This window comes from Egibacter rhizosphaerae, assembly GCF_004322855.1.
Lineage (GTDB): Bacteria > Actinomycetota > Nitriliruptoria > Euzebyales > Egibacteraceae > Egibacter > Egibacter rhizosphaerae.
Genome location: NZ_CP036402.1, coordinates 2,084,181 through 2,101,974, shown reverse-complemented (window position 1 = coordinate 2,101,974; position 17,794 = coordinate 2,084,181). Strand labels below are relative to the sequence as shown.

Annotated in this window: 15 protein-coding genes, 1 pseudogene and 1 riboswitch; of the genes and pseudogenes, 10 read left to right on the top strand and 6 right to left on the bottom strand. The window is 72.1% G+C overall.

The window, feature by feature from the left end:
- Position 1 precedes the first annotated feature (1 nt).
- The 5 genes from ER308_RS09760 to ER308_RS09740 all read left to right on the top strand — a co-directional run bounded on the left by ER308_RS09760 (position 2) and on the right by ER308_RS09740 (position 5,875).
- Entirely contained in the window at positions 2 to 1,696 is a 1,695-nt protein-coding gene (locus ER308_RS09760; RefSeq protein ID WP_165491963.1) for a bifunctional adenosylcobinamide kinase/adenosylcobinamide-phosphate guanylyltransferase, read from the top strand.
- A complete protein-coding gene (locus ER308_RS09755; protein WP_131154810.1) occupies positions 1,693 to 2,430 on the top strand; it encodes an adenosylcobinamide amidohydrolase in 738 nt (245 codons plus the stop codon). The genes ER308_RS09760 and ER308_RS09755 overlap by 4 nt, the downstream gene beginning before the upstream one ends.
- A gap of 104 nt (positions 2,431 to 2,534) precedes the next feature.
- Positions 2,535 to 3,854 carry a hypothetical protein gene (locus ER308_RS09750; protein ID WP_131154809.1) on the top strand — a complete coding sequence of 440 codons (1,320 nt, stop codon included), beginning with the start codon at positions 2,535 to 2,537 and terminating at the stop codon, positions 3,852 to 3,854.
- Positions 3,855 to 4,019: 165 nt separating this feature from the next.
- On the top strand, positions 4,020 to 5,135 hold the full coding sequence (locus tag ER308_RS09745) for a GGDEF domain-containing protein (protein ID WP_131154808.1): 1,116 nt from the start codon (positions 4,020 to 4,022) through the stop codon (positions 5,133 to 5,135).
- Between the two features lie 347 nt (positions 5,136 to 5,482).
- Positions 5,483 to 5,875: a dihydrofolate reductase family protein gene (locus ER308_RS09740; protein WP_165491962.1), complete on the top strand. Its 393-nt coding sequence runs from the start codon at positions 5,483 to 5,485 to the stop codon at positions 5,873 to 5,875.
- A 55-nt stretch (positions 5,876 to 5,930) separates the two neighbouring features.
- Here ER308_RS09740 and gcvP read toward each other — a convergent pair whose 3' ends face one another.
- Positions 5,931 to 8,789 (bottom strand): aminomethyl-transferring glycine dehydrogenase, encoded by a 2,859-nt coding sequence (gcvP, locus tag ER308_RS09735; protein WP_131154806.1) that lies wholly within the window; start codon positions 8,787 to 8,789, stop codon positions 5,931 to 5,933.
- Between the two features lie 27 nt (positions 8,790 to 8,816).
- A complete protein-coding gene (gcvT, locus tag ER308_RS09730; RefSeq protein ID WP_131154805.1) occupies positions 8,817 to 9,950 on the bottom strand; it encodes a glycine cleavage system aminomethyltransferase GcvT in 1,134 nt (377 codons plus the stop codon).
- 143 nt (positions 9,951 to 10,093) lie between these two features.
- Positions 10,094 to 10,213: riboswitch (glycine riboswitch) on the bottom strand.
- Positions 10,214 to 10,313: 100 nt separating this feature from the next.
- Here gcvT and ER308_RS09725 point away from each other — a divergent pair.
- The 5 genes and pseudogenes from ER308_RS09725 to ER308_RS09710 all read left to right on the top strand — a co-directional run bounded on the left by ER308_RS09725 (position 10,314) and on the right by ER308_RS09710 (position 14,638).
- Positions 10,314 to 11,174 (top strand): annotated as a pseudogene (locus ER308_RS09725) (endonuclease/exonuclease/phosphatase family protein).
- Positions 11,175 to 11,718: 544 nt separating this feature from the next.
- Positions 11,719 to 12,819 carry a hypothetical protein gene (locus tag ER308_RS21520; protein ID WP_165491959.1) on the top strand — a complete coding sequence of 367 codons (1,101 nt, stop codon included), beginning with the start codon at positions 11,719 to 11,721 and terminating at the stop codon, positions 12,817 to 12,819.
- Between the two features lie 338 nt (positions 12,820 to 13,157).
- Positions 13,158 to 13,535: a DUF4190 domain-containing protein gene (locus ER308_RS09720; protein ID WP_131154803.1), complete on the top strand. Its 378-nt coding sequence runs from the start codon at positions 13,158 to 13,160 to the stop codon at positions 13,533 to 13,535.
- Between the two features lie 239 nt (positions 13,536 to 13,774).
- Positions 13,775 to 14,245, top strand: a complete 471-nt coding sequence (locus ER308_RS09715) for a hypothetical protein (protein ID WP_131154802.1) — start codon at positions 13,775 to 13,777, stop codon at positions 14,243 to 14,245.
- Positions 14,246 to 14,275: 30 nt separating this feature from the next.
- Positions 14,276 to 14,638 carry a cupin domain-containing protein gene (locus tag ER308_RS09710; protein WP_131154801.1) on the top strand — a complete coding sequence of 121 codons (363 nt, stop codon included), beginning with the start codon at positions 14,276 to 14,278 and terminating at the stop codon, positions 14,636 to 14,638.
- A gap of 49 nt (positions 14,639 to 14,687) precedes the next feature.
- Here ER308_RS09710 and ER308_RS09705 read toward each other — a convergent pair whose 3' ends face one another.
- The 4 genes from ER308_RS09705 to ER308_RS09690 all read right to left on the bottom strand — a co-directional run bounded on the left by ER308_RS09705 (position 14,688) and on the right by ER308_RS09690 (position 17,712).
- Positions 14,688 to 15,080: a hypothetical protein gene (locus ER308_RS09705; RefSeq protein WP_131154800.1), complete on the bottom strand. Its 393-nt coding sequence runs from the start codon at positions 15,078 to 15,080 to the stop codon at positions 14,688 to 14,690.
- 338 nt (positions 15,081 to 15,418) lie between these two features.
- Positions 15,419 to 16,261, bottom strand: coding sequence for an EamA family transporter (locus tag ER308_RS09700; protein WP_131154799.1), 843 nt, complete (start codon positions 16,259 to 16,261; stop codon positions 15,419 to 15,421).
- 3 nt (positions 16,262 to 16,264) lie between these two features.
- Positions 16,265 to 16,636 (bottom strand): phage holin family protein, encoded by a 372-nt coding sequence (locus ER308_RS09695; RefSeq protein ID WP_131154798.1) that lies wholly within the window; start codon positions 16,634 to 16,636, stop codon positions 16,265 to 16,267.
- Positions 16,637 to 16,710: 74 nt separating this feature from the next.
- On the bottom strand, positions 16,711 to 17,712 hold the full coding sequence (locus tag ER308_RS09690) for a patatin-like phospholipase family protein (RefSeq protein ID WP_131154797.1): 1,002 nt from the start codon (positions 17,710 to 17,712) through the stop codon (positions 16,711 to 16,713).
- Positions 17,713 to 17,794 lie beyond the last annotated feature (82 nt).

Below are 17,794 nucleotides of genomic sequence, written 5' to 3'. Positions count from 1 at the left end.
CGTGGCGCGACGCGTGCTCGTCACCGGAGGCGTGCGGTCGGGGAAGTCCGCCCGCGCCGAGTCCTGGCTCGCCGGGGACGGCGACGTCGTCTACCTGGCGACACTGCGGGCGGACGAGGCCGACGAGGAGCTCGCCGGCCGCATCGCGCGCCACCGGGCTCGCCGCCCCGACGATTGGCGCACCGTGCAGGTCGTCGGCGAGGCCCCGCCGCTGCCCGACGCGCTCCGCGCGGCCGGCGACGAAGCCGCGGTGCTGTTCGACGGTCTCGGCGCCTGGCTGGCGGACCGGTTCGACGACCTCGACGCGGCCCTCGACGAGCTCGACGCGTTCTGGCGGGCCGCCGGGCACCGCCGGGGCGGCCCCGTCCTGGTCGTCGCCGAGGAGGCCGGCCTCGGCCTCCTCCCGAGCGACGGCGCGTCGCGCCGGTGGCTCGATGCGCTCGGCGACGCCCGCCAGCGCTTGGCGGCCGAGGCGGACGAGGTCGAGCTCGTCGTGGCGGGGCGGGTCGTTCCGCTTCCCGCGGGGGAGTCTGCGTCGTCGAGCCCGGCGGGGGAGGCCGCGCCCTTGAGCCCGGCGGGGGAGGCCGCGCCCTTGAGCTCGGCGGGGGAGGCCCGGCCGCCCACGTCCGGCGCGGCCGCTGAGCCGTGGGGCGGCCCCCACGGCGCCGCCCGACCGGACCCGTTGCGCGTGCACGGCGATACCGCGGCCGGTGCGGCGGAGCTCGACCTCGCCGTGAACGTCCACTGGTCGGGGCCGCCCGAGGGGCTGCGCACCGCCCTCGTGCAGGCGCTCGAGGGCGTGGACCGCTACCCCGATCCCGCCTCCGCCGCCGCGACGATGGCCGCACGGTTCGGTCGCGACCCGTCCGAGGTCCTCATCACCGCCGGGGCGGTAGACGCCCTGTGGTTGCTCGCCTTCGCCGGGGGCGTCCGCCGCGCCTGCGTCGTGCATCCGCAGTTCACCGAACCCGAGGCCGCGTTGCGGACCGCGGGCGTGCCGGTGCATCGGCTCTCACGGGACCCCGCCGCCGAGTGGCGCCTCGACCCGGCCGGTGTGCCCGACGACGCGGACCTCGTCGTGCTCGGCAACCCCAACAACCCCACCGGCACGCTCGATCCCCCGGACGTCATCGCGTCGCTCTGTCGACCGGGGCGCCTCACCGTCGTCGACGAGGCGTTCATGGACTTCGTCGACGAGCCCGGGGCCGGGCTCGCCCACGTGCGTGACCTACCCGGCCTGGTGGTCCTGCGGACCGTCACCAAGCTCTGGTCGATCCCCGGGATCCGTGCGGGGTGCCTGCTCGGCCCGTCGGACCTCGTGACGCGGCTCGCTGCCGCGCACCGGCCGTGGCCCACCGGGACGCTCGCGCACGTCGCGCTCGCCTGGTGCGCCGGCGACGAGGCCTACCGCCGCACGGTGGCGGCCGAGGTCGCCACCGCCCGCGACGAGCTGCAGCGCGGCCTCACGGGGATCGCGGGCGTGGTCAGCTGGCCGAGCGCCGCGAACTTCGTACTCCTGCGCGTCCCCCACGGCGAGGCCGTGGCCGACGCGCTGGCCGCGCGGGGGATCGCGGTGCGACGGTCGACGTTCCCCGGGCTCTCGCGCGACCACCTGCGGGTCGCGGTCCGCGCCCCCGGGACCAACCGCGGGTTCCTGGACGCACTGTCCAGGGCCGTCGTCGAGGCCGGCGCGTGATCCCCGCCGACGGCGCGCCGCGACTCCTCGAAGGGGCGCTCGTCGTGCGGTTCCCGCAGACCCGGCCCTGCGCCTCGACCGCCGTGCTCGGCGGAGGGGTCGGCTGGATCCGTTCGTGGCTGAACCTCGAGGTGCCCCGCGACTACGCGCGTACCGATCCCGCCGCGCACTTGGCCGAGCGGGCCCGAGGCCTGCGTCTCAGCGGGCCCGTCGTCGGGATGCTCACGGCCGCGGCCGTCGGCGATCACAGCGAGGGGTTCGGTGACGGCGCCCGTGCGGTGGCCACCGTGGGGCTCGGCCGGCCGCTGGCCGCGGCCGGTGGCTCCCGCTCGTCGGTCTCCACGGGCCTGGAGGCCGCGAACGTCGAGGTGGGCACCATCAACCTCCTGGTGACGACCGCCGTGCCGCTCAGCCCCACGGGCCTGCTCGGCGCACTGCAGACTGCCGTCGAGGCCAAGGTCCAGGCACTGTCGGGACGAGGCGTCGTGGGCCCCGACGGCGTCACGCCGGCGACCGGCACCGCGACCGACAGCCTCTGCGTCACCGCAGCAGCCGCGGAGGCGGCGCCCCCGTGGACACCGCACCTCCCGAGGACGTCGACGCCGTCCGACTTCGCGGGCCCGGCCACGCCGGTCGGCGCGGCGATCGCCTCGGCGGTCCACGACGCCGTCGGCGACGGTGTCGACCGGTGGCGGTCCCGTGTCGCGTCCGGCGGGTCGTCCACAGCCGTTTGACCGAGCCGCTGCCGCCTCGCCCGCGCGGGGGCACACTGCGGTGACCGCCCACCCTTGGGGTCGGGGAAGCGGACAGCTCGCGGGGGAGGGCGATGCGCCGACCGATGCGCCGCACCAGGCGCGTGGTCGTCGTCGCCGTGCTCGCAAGCTTGCTGGTGCTGGCGCTCGTGGCGCCCGCGGCCGCTCACCCGCCCGGTTCGGGGCCACCGCCGACCGCCGAGCTCTCCGCCGACGGTCGCGCGGTGACCCTCGTCTGGAGGGCACAGGACGACGACGTCGCCGACCTGCTCGAGCATCTCGACCTCGTCCCCGAGGGCACGAGCGAGCAGTATCGCTGGTGGGCGGTCGGGGACCCGCTGCCCGAGGACGAGCGCCTGGAGGCATCGGCGGATCCCGTGCTCGTGGAGTACGTCCACGAGCGCGTCGCACTGGATCAGGACGGCGTCGGCTGCGAGCGCACGGTCGAACCCGCCCGCGACGTGCTCGACGGTGGGATCGAGGTGCGCTTCGCCTGTCCCGAGCCGGTCGACCGTGTGGAGCTCGAGATCGTGCTGCTGCACGACGTCGATCCCGGCTACCGGACCGTCGCGTTCGCGGGTGAGGCGGGGGAGGGCGACTTCGCGGCCTTCACCTCCGACGTGCCACGCCACGTGATGACCCTCGACGGCGGCAGCGACCCACTGGGGGCGTTGACGGCCTGGCCCGGCCTGACCGAGTCCGCCCAGGCCCGCGTCGACGCGCTGGCCGACGTGGAACCGACCGTGCCGGCACTGGCCGTGGGCATCCTGCTCGCGCTCGCCGTCGGTGCCGGCCACGGACTCGCGCCGGGTCACGCGAAGGCCGCGACCGCGGCGTACCTGAGCGGGGGGAGGGGACGACGGCGCGACGCGTTGGCGGTCGGCGCGCTCGTCGCCGTCGCGCACACCGGGACCGTGCTCGCGCTCGGCGCGATCCTGCACCTGGTGCCCTGGAACCCGGCCCGCAGCGCCGCGATCGGCCCCGCGCTCGCCGTCGTGGCCGGATGCGTGATCGTCGTGGTCGGTGTGACGATGCTGCGGCGTCCGGGCCACCACCATCACCACGGCGGGCACGGACACGTCCCCCGGCGTCGCGAGCTCGCGGCGGTCGGGCTCGCCGGTGGGCTCTTGCCCTCGCCCACCGCTCTGGTCCTGCTCGGTACGACCTGGCTGGCCGGGCGGGTCGAGGTCGGCCTGCTGCTCGTGGCCGCGTTCGGGGTCGGGCTGGCCGCCAGCGTCGCTGCGATCGCGACCCTCGCGCTCGCGGGCCGCGATGCGCTCGTCCGGCGCAGTACGGACAGCCAACTGGCGCACCGGATCGCGACCGCGGTGCCGGTCCTCGGCGCGACCGTGGTCGTCGGCAGCGGTACGCTCCTCGCCGTCGTCGGCCTGCTCGGTCTCACCTGAACGGCCGTTCGGGTCCACCCGGACTGCGGGCGCGTTCGACGGGAGCGCCGGGGGGTGCCATACTCCCATTGACTTTCGTTCGTATCGGTGGCACGAGGCGAACGTCTGGCGGGATCGATGTAGGCGGCGGGTCGATGACACCGCCCCGACAGGGGATCGACAGGCATGGGCGACGCGGGGACGCCGGGCGACGCGCCGTCGACCGCAGCGACGGCGATCGGTGAGTCGGGCACGCCGACCGCGGGCGAGAGGATGCGTCGCCGCGTCTACCTGCTGGCGCTCCTCGTCGGGGTGCCGGCGGTGTTCGCCACCTGGGCGGTGCGCGGGGAGACCGATGCGTTCATCGGGGTCCTCTACCTGCCGTTCGGTGCGCTGCTGACCCTGCTCGGCCTCGGGATGCTCACGCGCCGGCTCAGCGTCGCCCGCGCCGAGCGGGTCGCGCTGGTCACCGTCTCGGCCTTCGTGCTCGCCCAGGTGGCGTGGCTCGTGCACACCGCCCCGGACCTCGCGTCCGCGCAGCTCGCGTTGAGCGAGTCCTCGTTCCTGAACGTGGTGATCCTGTTCCTGTTCTCGTTCCTCGCGTTGGAGACCCGCGACGGCGTCCGCCTGTCGACGGCGATCTACGCCGCGCTCACGGTGATCATCGGCAGCCGTGTGCTGCCGGAGGTGCTCGCGGGCGCGCCGGTGACGGGGCTTCTCGGGTTCGTGCGCGCCCTCGTGGCGCTCGGGGCGATCCTGTTGCTGTTGCGGGGCCTCGCGCACCTGAAGGACCAGCTCGCGGCGTCGGAGGACGACGCTCAGCGGCTCGAGGGGCTCGCGCACACCGATGCGCTCACGGGGCTGCCCAACCGTCGGGCGCTGCAGGCGGCCCTGACCGAGCGGCTCTCGGGCGAGGACGACTGCTCCGTCATCGTCATCGACGTCGACCACTTCAAGCTGGTCAACGATGCCCACGGCCACGAGGTCGGCGATGCGGTGTTGCGCGCGGTCGGCACCGCCCTGGAGCAGGAGACACGGCGCGGCGACCTGGTGGGCCGATGGGGCGGGGAGGAGTTCCTCGTCCTCGCCAGCGGGGGTGCGGACGCGGCCCAGCGGCTCGCCGGCCGCGCCCGCGAAGCCCTGGCCCGGCTCCACCACCCGGTGGTCGGGCGCGTCACCGCGAGCTTCGGCGTCGCGACGCAACGGGGCGCCGAGTCGCCGCACGAACTCCTCTCGCGCGCAGACCGGGCCGTCTACGAAGCGAAGGCCGCCGGGCGCAACCGCGTGGCCAAGGCTGCCTGACGCGCGCATATCAGCCCGCGCTGCCGATCCGCTGGACAGCGCCCGGTCGAACGCCCGCCGATGAGCGCGAGGGACGGACGACGTCTGACTTGGCTGATAGCGCAATGTCTGCCAACAAGGTATCGGTCGATGGTCAGCGATGAAGTATCAACACTGCAGGACGGTCGAAAGGTCATCGGTTGGGCGCACGTCTCCAGCGATGGAGTCGCCGCGGGGCCGGACGAGGGCGTGTCCCTACTGGCCGAGAATGTGCGGCACGAGCCGATGACGGCCTACTTCGAGGGCTTGTGGGGCGGTGCGGACACGGTCCTGCTGGGGCGCACGAACTACGAGGAGTCGTCGGAGGTTTGGCCGCCGGTGGCAGAGACCCGCAGGCCCCGGCACGCGATCGGGCGTTCGCCGCCTGGCTCGACGGGGCCGAAAAAGTCGTCTTCTCCCGGACGCTGTGCGCCGTCGATTGGAAGCACGCTCGGGTGACCGCCGATCTCTGCACCGAGGTGCGAGCACTCAAGAGGACGCGGGGCAGCGACATCCTCGTACTCAACAGCGCGAGCATCATCCGTGCGCTCCTCGACGTCGAACTGCTCGACGAGCTCTACGTGGACCTGCTCCCCGGCATCGGCGGCGATGGGACGCGCCTGCTGCCACCGGACGGCCGGCCCGCATTGGCTTGGCGTCTCGAGGACGTCACCACGTTCTGCACGGGCGCGCTCGGCCTGCGCTACAAACGCGGGCGATGACGCCGGCGTTCGCCGTGAACCCGGTGTGTCCGTCCGCGTCCGAACGCGCGTTGCGTTACGCGTCCGCTTGCTCGGTGACGGGCGGGCAGGTGCAAACGAGGTGCTTGTCGCCGTACGCGTTGTCGATGCGCGCTACGGGCGGCCAGTACTTCGCGTCACGCCGCGCCCCGACCGGGTGGGCGGCCTCGTCGCGGGAGTAGGGGCGATCCCAGTCGTCGCGCAACAGGTCGCTCGCGGTGTGCGGCGCGCGCCGCAGCGGGCTGTCCTCCAACGGCACCGCGCCGGAGCGCACGGCATCGACCTCGTCGGCGATCTGCAGCATGGCCGCGCAGAAGCGGTCGAGCTCCTCCTTCGGCTCGGACTCGGTCGGCTCGACCATGAGCGTGCCGGCGACGGGGAACGACATCGTCGGCGCGTGGATCCCGTGATCGATGAGCCGCTTCGCGATGTCCTCCGCGGTGATCCCGCTCTCCTTCGCGACCGGCCGGATGTCGACGATGCACTCGTGCGCGACCGTGCCGGCTGGGCCGGTGTAGAGGATCGGGAAGCGTTCGGACAGCCGGCGCGCGACGTAGTTCGCGGCGAGGATCGCGACCTCGGACGCGCGGGTGAGGCCCTCGTCGCCCATCATCGCGATGTAGGCCCACGAGATCGGCAGGATGCCCGCCGAGCCCCACGGCGCCGCGCTGATCGCGCCCACCCCCGTCTCCTGCGGGCCGGCCTCGGGGCGCGCGCGGCTCGTCGGGAGATACGGGGCGAGGTGCGCCCGCGCGGCCACCGGTCCGACGCCGGGCCCCCCACCCCCGTGGGGGATGCAGAACGTCTTGTGCAGGTTGAGATGGCTGACGTCCGCGCCAAACTCGCCGGGCCGGCCGAGGCCGCAGAGCGCGTTCAGGTTCGCCCCGTCCAGGTACACCTGCCCACCGTGCTCGTGGACCATCCGGCAGAGGTCGGTGATGCTCTCCTCGAACACCCCGTGGGTCGAGGGGTAGGTCACCATGATCGCTGCGACCCGATCGGCGTGCTCGTCGAGCTTCGCCTCGAGATCGCCCAGGTCGACGTTCCCGTGCGTGTCGCACGCGACGACGACCACGCGCATCCCGACCATCGCCGCGCTCGCCGCGTTCGTGCCGTGTGCGGACTCGGGGATCAGGCAGACGTCGCGCTGGTCGTCGCCGCGCTCCTCGTGGTAGCGCTTGATCGCCAGCAGCCCCGCGAACTCGCCCTGCGCGCCGGCGTTGGGCTGCAGGCTCACCGTGTCGTAACCGGTGATCTCGACGAGCCAGTCCTCCAACTCCCCGATGAGCTGCAGGTAGCCCTCCGCCTGGTCGACCGGCGCGAACGGGTGCAGCTGGGTGAACTCGGGCCAGCTGATGGGCTCCATCTCGGCGGCCGCGTTGAGCTTCATCGTGCACGACCCGAGCGGGATCGACGTCCGGTCCAGGGCGAGGTCCTGATCGGACAGCCGGCGCAGCTCGCGCATCATGGCGGTTTCGGAGCGGAAGCTGTGGAACACCTCGTGGGTGAGGTAGTCGTCCTCGCGCCGAAGCTCCTGTGGCACGCGGGCCCCGGGGGCGGACACCCCCGCGGGATCCGCGCCGAACGCCGTCAGGACGGCGTCGACCGTCGCGTCGTCGGTGGTCTCGTCGACACTCACGCCGACGGTGTCGCTGTCGATGTGGCGCAGGTTCAGCCCCTGGGTGCGCGCGAGGTCGCAGATCGCCGTCGCGCGACCGGGGACGCGAGCAGTGACGGTGTCGAAGAACGCCTCGTGGGCGAGCTCGGCGTTGACGGTCTCGAGGCCGTCGGCGAGCCGCGACGCGTGCCGGTGCACCCGCTCGGCGATGGCCCGCAAGCCCTCGGGTCCGTGGTAGCAGGCGTACATCGCCGCGACGATCGCGGGCAGGGACTGCGCGGTGCAGACGTTGCTGGTCGCCTTCTCACGGCGGATGTGCTGTTCCCGGGTCTGCAACGCGAGCCGCAGGGCACGGTTGCCGTGCGCGTCGACCGAGACGCCGACCAGCCGCCCGGGCAGCTGGCGGGTCACGCTCTCCCGCGCCGCGATGTAACCCGCGTGGGGGCCGCCGAACCACATCGGAACCCCGAACCGCTGCGTGGACCCGACGGCGATGTCCGCCCCCTGCGCGCCGGGGGAGGCGAGCAACGTGAGCGCGAGGAGGTCGGCCGCGACGACCGTGATCGCGCCGACCTCGTGCGCGGCGGTGATCGCCGGTCCGAGGTGCCTCACTCCACCGGTGGAGGTGGGGTACGACAGGAGCACGCCGAACGTGTCGTCGGTGAGGTCGGCGACCGGGTCACCGACCACGACGTCGAGGCCGAGCGCCCGCGCCCGGGTCGCCACCACGTCGATGGTCTGCGGGTGCGTGTCGGCGTCGATGACGAAGCGCTCGCCCGGGCCGCCCGGCGCGCCCCGCGCCGCCGCGCGTCGCGCCATGGCCATCCCCTCGGCGGCGGCGGTCCCCTCGTCGAGCAGCGACGCGTTCGCGATGTCCAGACCGGTCAGGTCCGTCACCATCGTCTGGAAGGTGAGGAGCGCCTCGAGCCGGCCCTGGCTGATCTCGGGCTGGTAGGGCGTGTAGGCGGTGTACCACGCGGGGTTCTCGAGCACGTTCCGTCGGATGACCGCGGGCGTGATGGTGCCGTGGTAGCCCATGCCGATGAGGCTGGTCATCGGCTCGTTGCGGTCGGCGAGCTCGGCGAGGCGGGCCTGGGCCTCCTCCTCGCTGCGGGCCGCTGGCAGGGCCAGCGGCCGGTCGCTGCGGATCGCTTTCGGGATGGTCTCGTCGAGAAGTTCCTCGACGGAGTCGTACCCGAGTGCTCGGAGCATCTCGGCCTGGTCAGCCGCCGACGGTCCGATGTGCCGGTCGCTGAAGGTCGTCTCGTGCGAGCTCACGGTGTCTCCTCGGCCGGGGAACGTGGATCAGCGGACAACGCGATGGGGAACGAACGGCAGGGCGGCGACCTGTGCGTCGAGCGGACGGCCCCGCTCCACGGCAACGAGCGGTGTGCCGGGCTCGGTGTGGGTCGGGGGGACGTAGCCCATCCCGATGGGCCCCCCGACGGTGGGCCCGTGCGACCCGCTGGTCAGCGGTCCCAGGGGCGCGGTATCCGGGTCGGTGAGCTCGGCTCCGGGTCGAGCGAGTCGGCGCCCGACCAGTCGCACACCGACGCGCACGCGCTCGGGGCCCTGCTCGAGTTGTCGAGCGACCGTCTCCGCTCCCGGGTACCCGCCGTCGGGCCCACGTCGGCGTTTGGGGATCGCCCAGGTGAGGCCCGCCTCGACGGGCGTCGTGGTCTCGTCGAGATCCTGGCCGTACAGGCACAGGCCGGCCTCGAGCCGCAGGCTGTCCCGCGCACCGAGACCGGCGAACGCGACCTCCTCCTGCGCCAGCATTCGCTCCGCGAGCGGGGCGAGATCGTCGGCCGCGGCCGCGAGCTCGAACCCGTCCTCGCCGGTGTAGCCCGAGCGACTCACCCGGACGTCGACACCGTCCACCGACACGGTCGCGCCGTCCATGAACGACAGCTCGCGGACCTCGGGGGCGAGTCTGCCGAGTGCATTCACCGCGTGGGGCCCCTGCAAGGCGAGCAGGCCGCGGTCCCGGCGGAGCTCGATCCGCACGCCGGAGGGCAGCTGCTCCTGGAGATGCGCGAGGTCGGTGTCGATTCGTGCGGCGTTCAGCACGAGCGTGAAGCCCGAGCCCGTGTGGCTCACGAACAGGTCGTCGACGATCCCGGCGCGGTCGTTCGTCAGGAACGTGTACCGGCTGCGGTCCGGCGCGAGCGTCGTGATCCCGCCGGGCACGACCGTCTCGAGAGCCGCCGCGGTCTCCTCGAGCGAGCGGTCGGGGGCCTCGACGGAGGCGATCCCCATGTGCGCGACGTCGAACAGTGAGGCGGCCGCGCGCGTGTGCTCGTGCTCGGCGATCATGCCGCGGTACTGGACCGGCATCTCGAAGCCCGCGAACGGCACCATCCGCGCACCGTGCGCGACGTGCAGCGCGTGCAGCGGTGTTCGGGCGAGGGGTGGGTCGCTCGGGGCTGTGTCGCTCACGGTCGATCCTGACAGTCGCGCGGGCAGCCTGCGGTCGGCAAGCTGCCCCGGCTCTGTCGTTGAGACCTGAGAGTTTCACCGGGTCACGGGGACCCGACTCGCCCCTTCGGTACCGGCCCGCGGGCCGATGTCTCCAGAGGTGCCTCGTCGTCGCAGTACGGGTGCCTGAGAGATTCCCGGGGCGGGTTGCTCCTTCGGCGCTCCGGCCGCCGGGTGCCGCTGGTGGCGGCATCGGCGCGCGGAGACTCTCCTGCGACGCGTCCTTGGCTGCCTCTTGACGGTAGCCGGTCGTGCCGTGGGTCTCAAGGCCCGCCACCGGCGGGACGGTCTCCGGAGGGCGTCCCTTCCCGGGAAGCACCACGGATGCGAGCTGCCTGGGAGACTTCCGGCATGATCGATCACTCGCACTCCGATGGGCTCAGTCTGCTGAGCTGGAACGTGTGGTGGAGATTCGGGCCTTGGCGGGAGCGCCAGCCCGCGATCCTCGAGGTCCTGCGCCGAGCCGACGCTGACGTCGTGACCCTTCAGGAGGTTTGGGCCAGTGGGGGCGAGAACCTCGCGGTCTAGCTCGGGGAGCGCCTGGGACTGGAGGTCGCATGGGCTCCGTCGCCTGCCCCGTGGGAACTGCAGCGGCAGATCGGGGACGACAGCGTCGACTTCGGGCTCGCGGTGCTCAGTCGGTGGCCCATCATCAGCGCTCGCGTCTGGCGCCTGCCCATCGGCGGCGGCGTCGACCTGGCTCGTATCGCCCTCGGAGTCGATCTGCAGACACCCGGCGGACCCCTGCCCGTGCTGACCACCCACCTCAGCGCGTTGCGGGACGGGTCCTGGCTGCGGCAACGGCAGGTCGCCGTGCTCGGTGAGGCCTTACGCACGCTCGACGCCGGTTCGCGCAGGTCCATCGTGACGGGGGACCTCAACGCGACCCCGGACGCCGACGAGGTGCGCGCTTTGACCGGCGGCACGTCCACGCCGCACGTGGGTATGCGATTCGTCGACGCCTGGGCGCAGACTCGTCCCGCGGAGCTCGGTCGGACGCTCGACCCCGCCAACCCCCACGTGTCCGGGGATGTCCCCTCGGGGCGGATCGACTACGTGCTCGCCGCCGCCGGGGGCGCCGAGGCGCGTGGCCGAGTGCGCTCCACCGAACTGGTCGGCGTCGAGCCCGTGGACGGGGTCATGGCCTCCGACCACTACGGCGTGTTGGCCCGACTGCGGTGCTAGCTGGCTGAGGTGGCTCGGTTTCAGCGCGTTGCTGCGACGTTCGAGGAGAGAATTTGTTTTGAATGGGGTCCGCCCGCGCAAGGTTTCCGTATCGGAAGTTCCAGAGTCAACGTTGGAAACCGTAAACGTTGGCCATGTGGATGTATTGTTGAGTTGCCGGGAAGTAATCGTGTCGGGCTCTCAATTTCGCTTCGTGTGTTCGTCGGGGCCACCTGAACGTTCGTACTCCCGGCTTTCGAGTTGTCGGTCGGCCGTTCGCACACGTTCCCCATCGGGTGAGTCGGCGGGTACGGACACGGCGCTTGAGCGCTGGCGCCCTACGGCCGTCCCGCACGCTGCCCGGCACGGGTGCGTTCTGGAATCCGACGCGAGTTCGGACGACGGCTACGACGTCGATGGTGTTATGGCAACAGGCGGGATCTTTCTGTTCGCTGGTCCTGGCACCTGGCCCAAGAGGCGTTGTCCGTCCGGGCTGTTGTTGGCTACGCGCAGAACTTGCTGAATGTTCCGCGTCCGCAACACCGATGGACCAGGAGGTGTCCACATGCGGAGGACATTCACGCTCGTGGCCGCGCTCGCGGCTTTGATGCTCGTTATGGCACCGCTCGCGGTTGCGCAGGAGGATGGAGAGGTTCCCCCGCCGAATCCCCCCTGCGTGGGTCCGGGCGCCGCCGGAGAAATGAACCCCCACTGCGACGAGGACGGCAACTTCAACCCGCCGGGCTTGCAACCCGCCGAGGAGGACGAGGCGCCGGAGGACGAGGCGCCGGAGGACGAGGCGCCTGAGGAGGAGGCCCCTGAGGAGGAGGCTCCTGAGGAGGAGGCTCCCGAGGAGGAGGCCCCTGAGGAGGAGGCTCCCGAGGAGGAGGCCCCTGAGGAGGAGGCTCCCGAGGAGGAGGCCCCTGAGGAGGAGGCTCCCGAGGAGGAGGCCCCTGAGGAGGAGGCCCCTGAGGAGGAGGCTCCTGAGGAGGAGGCCCCTGAGGAGGAGGCTCCCGAGGAGGAGGCCCCTGAGGAGGAGGCTCCCGAGGAGGAGGCTCCCGAGGAGGAGGCCCCTGAGGAGGAGGCTCCCGAGGAGGAGGGGCCTGAGGAGGAGGCTCCCGAGGAGGAGGCTCCCGAGGAGGAGGCCCCCGAGGAGGAGGCCCCTGAGGAGGAGGCCCCTGAGGAGGAGGCCCCTGAGGAGGAGGCTCCCGAGGACGAGGCGCCGGAGGCGCCGGAGGCTGGCATCGAAACCGGCATCTTCGCGGAGTTCGTGCTGTTCATCGAGCACGTCCAGAACCTCATCGTCGGTGACGGCGTCGAGTTGATCGACGAGGCGCCGGAGGACGAGGCCCCGGAGGAGGAGGCCCCTGAGGACGAGGCTCCGGAGGATGAGGCTCCCGAGGGCGAGGCGCCCGAGGAGGAGGCGCCGGAGGACGAGGCGCCCGAGGAGGAGGCGCCGGAGGACGAGGCGCCCGAGGATGAGGCGCCGGAGGATGAGGCGCCCGAGGAGGAGGCGCCGGAGGATGAGGCGCCGGAGGACGAGGCCCCTGAGGACGAGGACGAGACGTCGGATGCCGAAGCCGACGTCGTCGCCAACACCTGGGTCTCGGCCGAGGTTGTCCTCATGGTCGACTACGTCGAAAACCTGTTCCTGCTCGACGCCTAGGCTCCTCGAGCGAGCACCTGAAGGGGGATCCCGGTCGGGATCCCCTTTCTTCGTCTCGCCGCACCATGCGCCGCGGCCACGCTCCGGTGCTGGAGCAGCAGCTGTCGGTAGACGAGAACCGCCCTCACACGGAACCAGACCCCCGGGCGCTGCCCCCGGGGGACCGTGTCGGACGGGTGTCGGCACCCGGGGGGAGCGCGCGCATAGGCTGGTCAGGGCCAACCCGCATTGCTTGGGGCACGTCCCCGGTTTCCTTCCACGGGCCAGCCTGTCACGCTTCCGAACAGCGACGCCGAGCTTGGCGGGAGGCTCCGCGAGCTGAGAGGAGCAACGAGACCATGACTGATCCAGGTTCCCAGCAGCCTTCCGGGCAACCGCCCCATCAGTACCAACAGCCCCATCAGTACCAACAGCCCTATCAGTACCAGCAGCAGCCGGGCGGGCAGAAGCAGCACACGACGACCGGGATCGTCTCGCTCGTGTTCGGGATCATCCAGTTCTTCGTGCTGCCCGTAATCGGGGCGATCGTCGCGCTCATCACCGGCTACATGTCGCGCAACGAGGCCGAGGACAACCCCAACCTGAGCGACGACCTCGGTCGGGTGGGGCGCATCCTCGGATGGGTCGGGCTCGCCCTCACCGTTGTCGGCATCGTGTTCATGCTGCTCGTCTTCGGAGTCGTCCTCGGTACGGGCTTCCTGGGAGTCCACCCGTAGCGGCGCCGGACATCGCCGAGTTGTCCGTGAAGGTCCGTCGTCGCGTCATAAGGGTCTGATTCTCCATCACCGATGGCCAAGGGCATCGGGATCGGCGGGAACGTAGGGTCGGCGGTCGAGGACGAGATGCGGCAGGCGATGACGTGGAACCTTCACCGGTTGCGGTGCGTCGCAATGGTGACCGCACTACCGAGGGGCACGGCCCCAGAGTCGCGGTGGCCCGTGGCGAGGAGGAGGAGATGGCCCGGCGAGGGATGCGCATCGGTCTGTTGCTGATCGTGGTCCTGCTCGCGGCGGCCTGTGCCGAGGACGCGATCCCCGTCGTGGACGAACCACCGGAGGAGCAGGCGCCCGCGGCTGAGATCGAGATCGCCGTGCAGCCCGACGAGGACGCCACGACCACCGAGTACGCCCTGCGGTGCGGTGACGATCCCGGGTGGTCGGGCGACGCGCCCACCGACCGCGCCGAGCTACCTGCGGACGAGGTGTGCGACGACCTTCCCGACCGGATCGAGGCGGCCCGGGAGGCGCTCGCGGCCGAGACCTGCACCCAGGAGTATGGCGGGCCACAGACCGCGAGTGTGACGGGTGTGATGGACGGCGAGGACGTCCATCTCGACGTCCACCGGACCGACGGATGCGGAATCGGCGCCTGGGAGGCGCTCCAACCACTTCTGGGCCCGGCGGAGAACGGGGAGATGGTCGAGTAGGGTCACGGCCTCGCCACAGGAGGAGGCCACATGCCCACGCTTGTCGAACAACCCACCACCGTCGAAGCCGTCGGGACGAAGCCCAAGGTCATCGACGAGTACGTCGGACGCGTCAACACGGGCGACGACACGATCAGCATCGCTCGCATGCGCAGTCCGGGTGGCTGGGAGGAGCCGGGGCAACGCCCCGAGTTCCAGGAGTGGACGCTCGTTGTGCACGGCGTGCTCGTCGTCGAGCACGAGGGTGGCCGCCTCGAGGTGCGCGAAGGTCAAGCCGTCCGTGCCGAAGCCGGTGAGTGGGTGCGCTACAGCTCCCCTTATCCCGACGGCGCCGAGTACGTCGCCGTCTGCCGCCCCGCGTTCGCGCCAGAGACCGTGCACCGCGACGAGTGACAGCGAAACGGGGCGACGCGAACGCCGCCCCGTTCAGGCACTATCTCGCTCAGGCCGCGTGGCCGGCCTTGGTCTTGCCGTTCTCGTTGTCGTCGGCCTCCGACGGGCTGCCCGGCTCCGTTGCGGTCGTCTCGACCGGCGCCTCCAGGAGTTCCGAGTGCCATTCGGTGTCGTCCTCGCGCGCGGTGAAGACCTCGCGAGCGTCGGCCTCGGGGGGTGCCGGGACGTCGCCGTCCTTCCACATGCGGGACGCGCCACCATCGACGGCTCGCACCGAGGTCAAGTAGGCGATCGTTCGGTGCGCCTCGTCGTAGGCACCCGCGCTCCCGGAGCCGACCGAGGTCCAGCCGAGATCGGAGCTCCAGCCCTCGTTGCGCAGGCGTTCACGCAGCTCCCCTGCGGCCTGCTCGGTCAGCTGGCGGTCCGACGTGCGGTCGCTCATCGTCTTGATCCGTTCCATCGTCGGTGACGTCCGGTTCGCTTGAGTGGGCTGGCGTTGGTTCGTCCTCCCACTCTGCCTCAACGCCTGCGGGGCCGTCAGTCTTCCCGTTCGCGCGTGTGGAACGCCAGATCCTCGGTCGGTGGTGGGGGGTGTGCCATGGCCGGAAGTCCGCCCCCCGAGCTCTTCGCGCCGTGTGGTGTGTGTCATCCGGATCGCTCGGGTCCTGTCGGCACGGAACCCGACGGGTTCAGTTGTGTGTACGAGGCCGCAGTCCCGACGCCTACTATCCATCGTCGCCGCGTTCACCGTTTCGCACCCGCCTTCTGCGTCCCGGGCGCTCACCCGGCTCCGACGGTGATGGCCGCGACGCCCACGAGCGCGAGGACAACGCCGACCAGCTGGACGCCGGCGAGCCGTTCACCGAGTACCGTGCGCGCCAGGAGCATCGTGGGCGCGGGCGACAGGGCCGCGACGACCGCGACGAGGCTGAGCAGGCCCTGCATCGTCGCTAGAGCCAACGCGAGGCTCGCCAGGGCGCCCAGAGCCCCGGCCCCCAGGATCGTCAGGAGGTCGCGGCGAGTGGCGCGCGGCCGGGGCCGGCGCCGTAGCAGCAGCGTGCTCAGGAGCGCGAGGCCCACGGCGGCCGCCGACACCACGGGCCACAGGGGGTCCCCTCCGGCGGTGCCCTGGCCGATGCCGATCACGAAGGCGCCGAATCCCACTCCACCGATCGTGCCGCCCAGCAATCCGGCGGACGGCGGCGCGTCGGGCTGGGGGTCGTGCGGCGCGTGGGTGAGCATCGGGATCGCGGCGAGCGCGGCGAGCATCCCGATCCCGGCCAGCAGGGACGGTCGCTCCCCGGCGACGAACCCGAACCCCACCGGCACGAGAGCCGCGATGACCGCCGTGACCGTCGCGACGAGACCCATACGCCCCGCGGCAAGCGCGTTGAAGTACGCGATCGTGCCGACGCCCAGGCCGACTCCCCCGACGGCGCCCCACCCCACGGCCTGGCTCGTGGGCGCGCCCGTGAGCGGTGTCGCTGCCAGCAGCAGGAGGAACGTCACGACCTGCACGCCGACCGCGACCGGTACCGCGCTGATGCGTCGCGAGGTCAGCCCGGCGAGGAAGTCCCCGGCGCCGTAGCCCACCGCGGTCACCAGCGCGAGCGCGACGGCCACCCGCTACCCGCGAGTGGCGGCGCTCAGCGCGACGCTCACGATCGTCACGACCAGCGACCCGAGCAGTGCGGCGAGGAAGCCGTCGACGGTGAAGTCGAGGCCGAGGACTCCCCCGAGCCAGGCGGAGAACCAGAGCAGCAGTGCGTTCACGACGAACGTGAAGAGCCCGAACGTGAGCAGGACGAGGGGGAACGTCAGCGTCCGCAGGATGGGGCCGAGCACGGCGTTGACGACGCCGAACAGGACGGCCACCAGGGCGATCGTGATCGCCTGGTCGGTGGCCTCGGTGCCGCCGATCTCCACGCCGGGCACGAGCAGCGTCGCGATCCAGATCGCGACGCCGTTGACGATCGCTCGGAGGAGGAATGCTCGCATGGGCTAACGGTACATGTCGGCTTCACACGGCGGGGCGGGGCGCTCTTGCCTGATCCGACGGTGGCGTGTGAACGTTATCCGGACGCCTCCGCGACGTCCGGGCGATGGGCGGCGATGTACCGCTCGTGGTCCCAACCGGCGAGGAACCCCGTGGCCGCTCCGTGCCCGCGCGTGCGGAGTTCCTCGGCCTCCTCCCGGGACAGGTCGAAGTTGAGCGTGGAGACCCCGGAGGTGTCCACGAACATCGTGCGGTCCTGCACCCCCGGGTCGTCGAGGTGGCGCGCATCGTGGGCGCCACGCATCGTCGCGACGAGGGAGGCGGCGAGGCTCAGCGGCCCCCGAACCGGGGTCACGGCAAGACCCGGCGGCTCGCGTTCCGAGAGCTTCACGCCGAACGTCGGCCAGCGCGGGCGCAGCCCGTCCGTCCGGTCGAAGAGTCCGACGGGGAAGTTCGACAGCAACCCACCGTCGACCAGGGTGGAGGCCCCCGCCGTGCCGTGGTGGCGCACTTTCGCGGCACGGAAGAAGAACGGGATCGCCATCGAGGCGCGGACGGCGTCGACGACGCGCTGGCGGTCCGGATCCAGGCCGAAGTGTTCCTGATAGTCCCAGGGCAGGCGCACCAACCGGCCCCGCGACACGTCGGCGGCGACGACCACGAGGCGATACCGCAAGTAGGTCGGCAGGTCGGAGCCGGGATCGTCGACGCGCAGGTCGCCGAACGTGGTGACCCCGTGCTCGGCGAGCAGGGCCTCCAGCCACGTCACCAGTTCCTCGCCCCGGTAGATGCCGCCGTGCCGGAGGATCCCGACGAGGGGGCCGAGCAGGGGGACGCGTCCCAGCAGCCCGGTGTCGGTGAATCGGCGGTAGTCGAGCTCGCCGAGGACCGTCCGCATCTCGGACGTCGGCATGTCGGCGGCGGTGAGCGCGCCGACGATCGCGCCCGCCGAGGTGCCAGCGACGCGCGGGAAGGCGTAGCCTTCGGCGGTCAGCGCCTCGATGGCCCCCACGAGCGCCGTACCCTTGACTCCGCCGCCCTCGAGGACGAGGTCGGCGTACCACTGCTCGTCGCTCATGCGGGCAGCCTGCGCCGGTTCCTCCCCCATCGCAAGGGCCAGGTGCAGTGGGCCGAAGCGGATCTCCGGGCACGACGTGTGC

Coding starts and splice junctions, on each gene's coding strand:
- ER308_RS09715 (WP_131154802.1), top strand. CDS start 13,775: ATGGCCCGGCGAGGGATGCGCATCGGTCTGTTGCTGATCGTGGTCCTG.
- ER308_RS09695 (WP_131154798.1), bottom strand. CDS start 16,636: ATGCGAGCATTCCTCCTCCGAGCGATCGTCAACGGCGTCGCGATCTGG.
- ER308_RS09690 (WP_131154797.1), bottom strand. CDS start 17,712: ATGAGCGACGAGCAGTGGTACGCCGACCTCGTCCTCGAGGGCGGCGGA.
- ER308_RS09750 (WP_131154809.1), top strand. CDS start 2,535: ATGCGCCGCACCAGGCGCGTGGTCGTCGTCGCCGTGCTCGCAAGCTTG.
- ER308_RS09710 (WP_131154801.1), top strand. CDS start 14,276: ATGCCCACGCTTGTCGAACAACCCACCACCGTCGAAGCCGTCGGGACG.
- ER308_RS09705 (WP_131154800.1), bottom strand. CDS start 15,080: ATGAGCGACCGCACGTCGGACCGCCAGCTGACCGAGCAGGCCGCAGGG.
- ER308_RS21520 (WP_165491959.1), top strand. CDS start 11,719: ATGCGGAGGACATTCACGCTCGTGGCCGCGCTCGCGGCTTTGATGCTC.
- ER308_RS09720 (WP_131154803.1), top strand. CDS start 13,158: ATGACTGATCCAGGTTCCCAGCAGCCTTCCGGGCAACCGCCCCATCAG.
- ER308_RS09745 (WP_131154808.1), top strand. CDS start 4,020: ATGGGCGACGCGGGGACGCCGGGCGACGCGCCGTCGACCGCAGCGACG.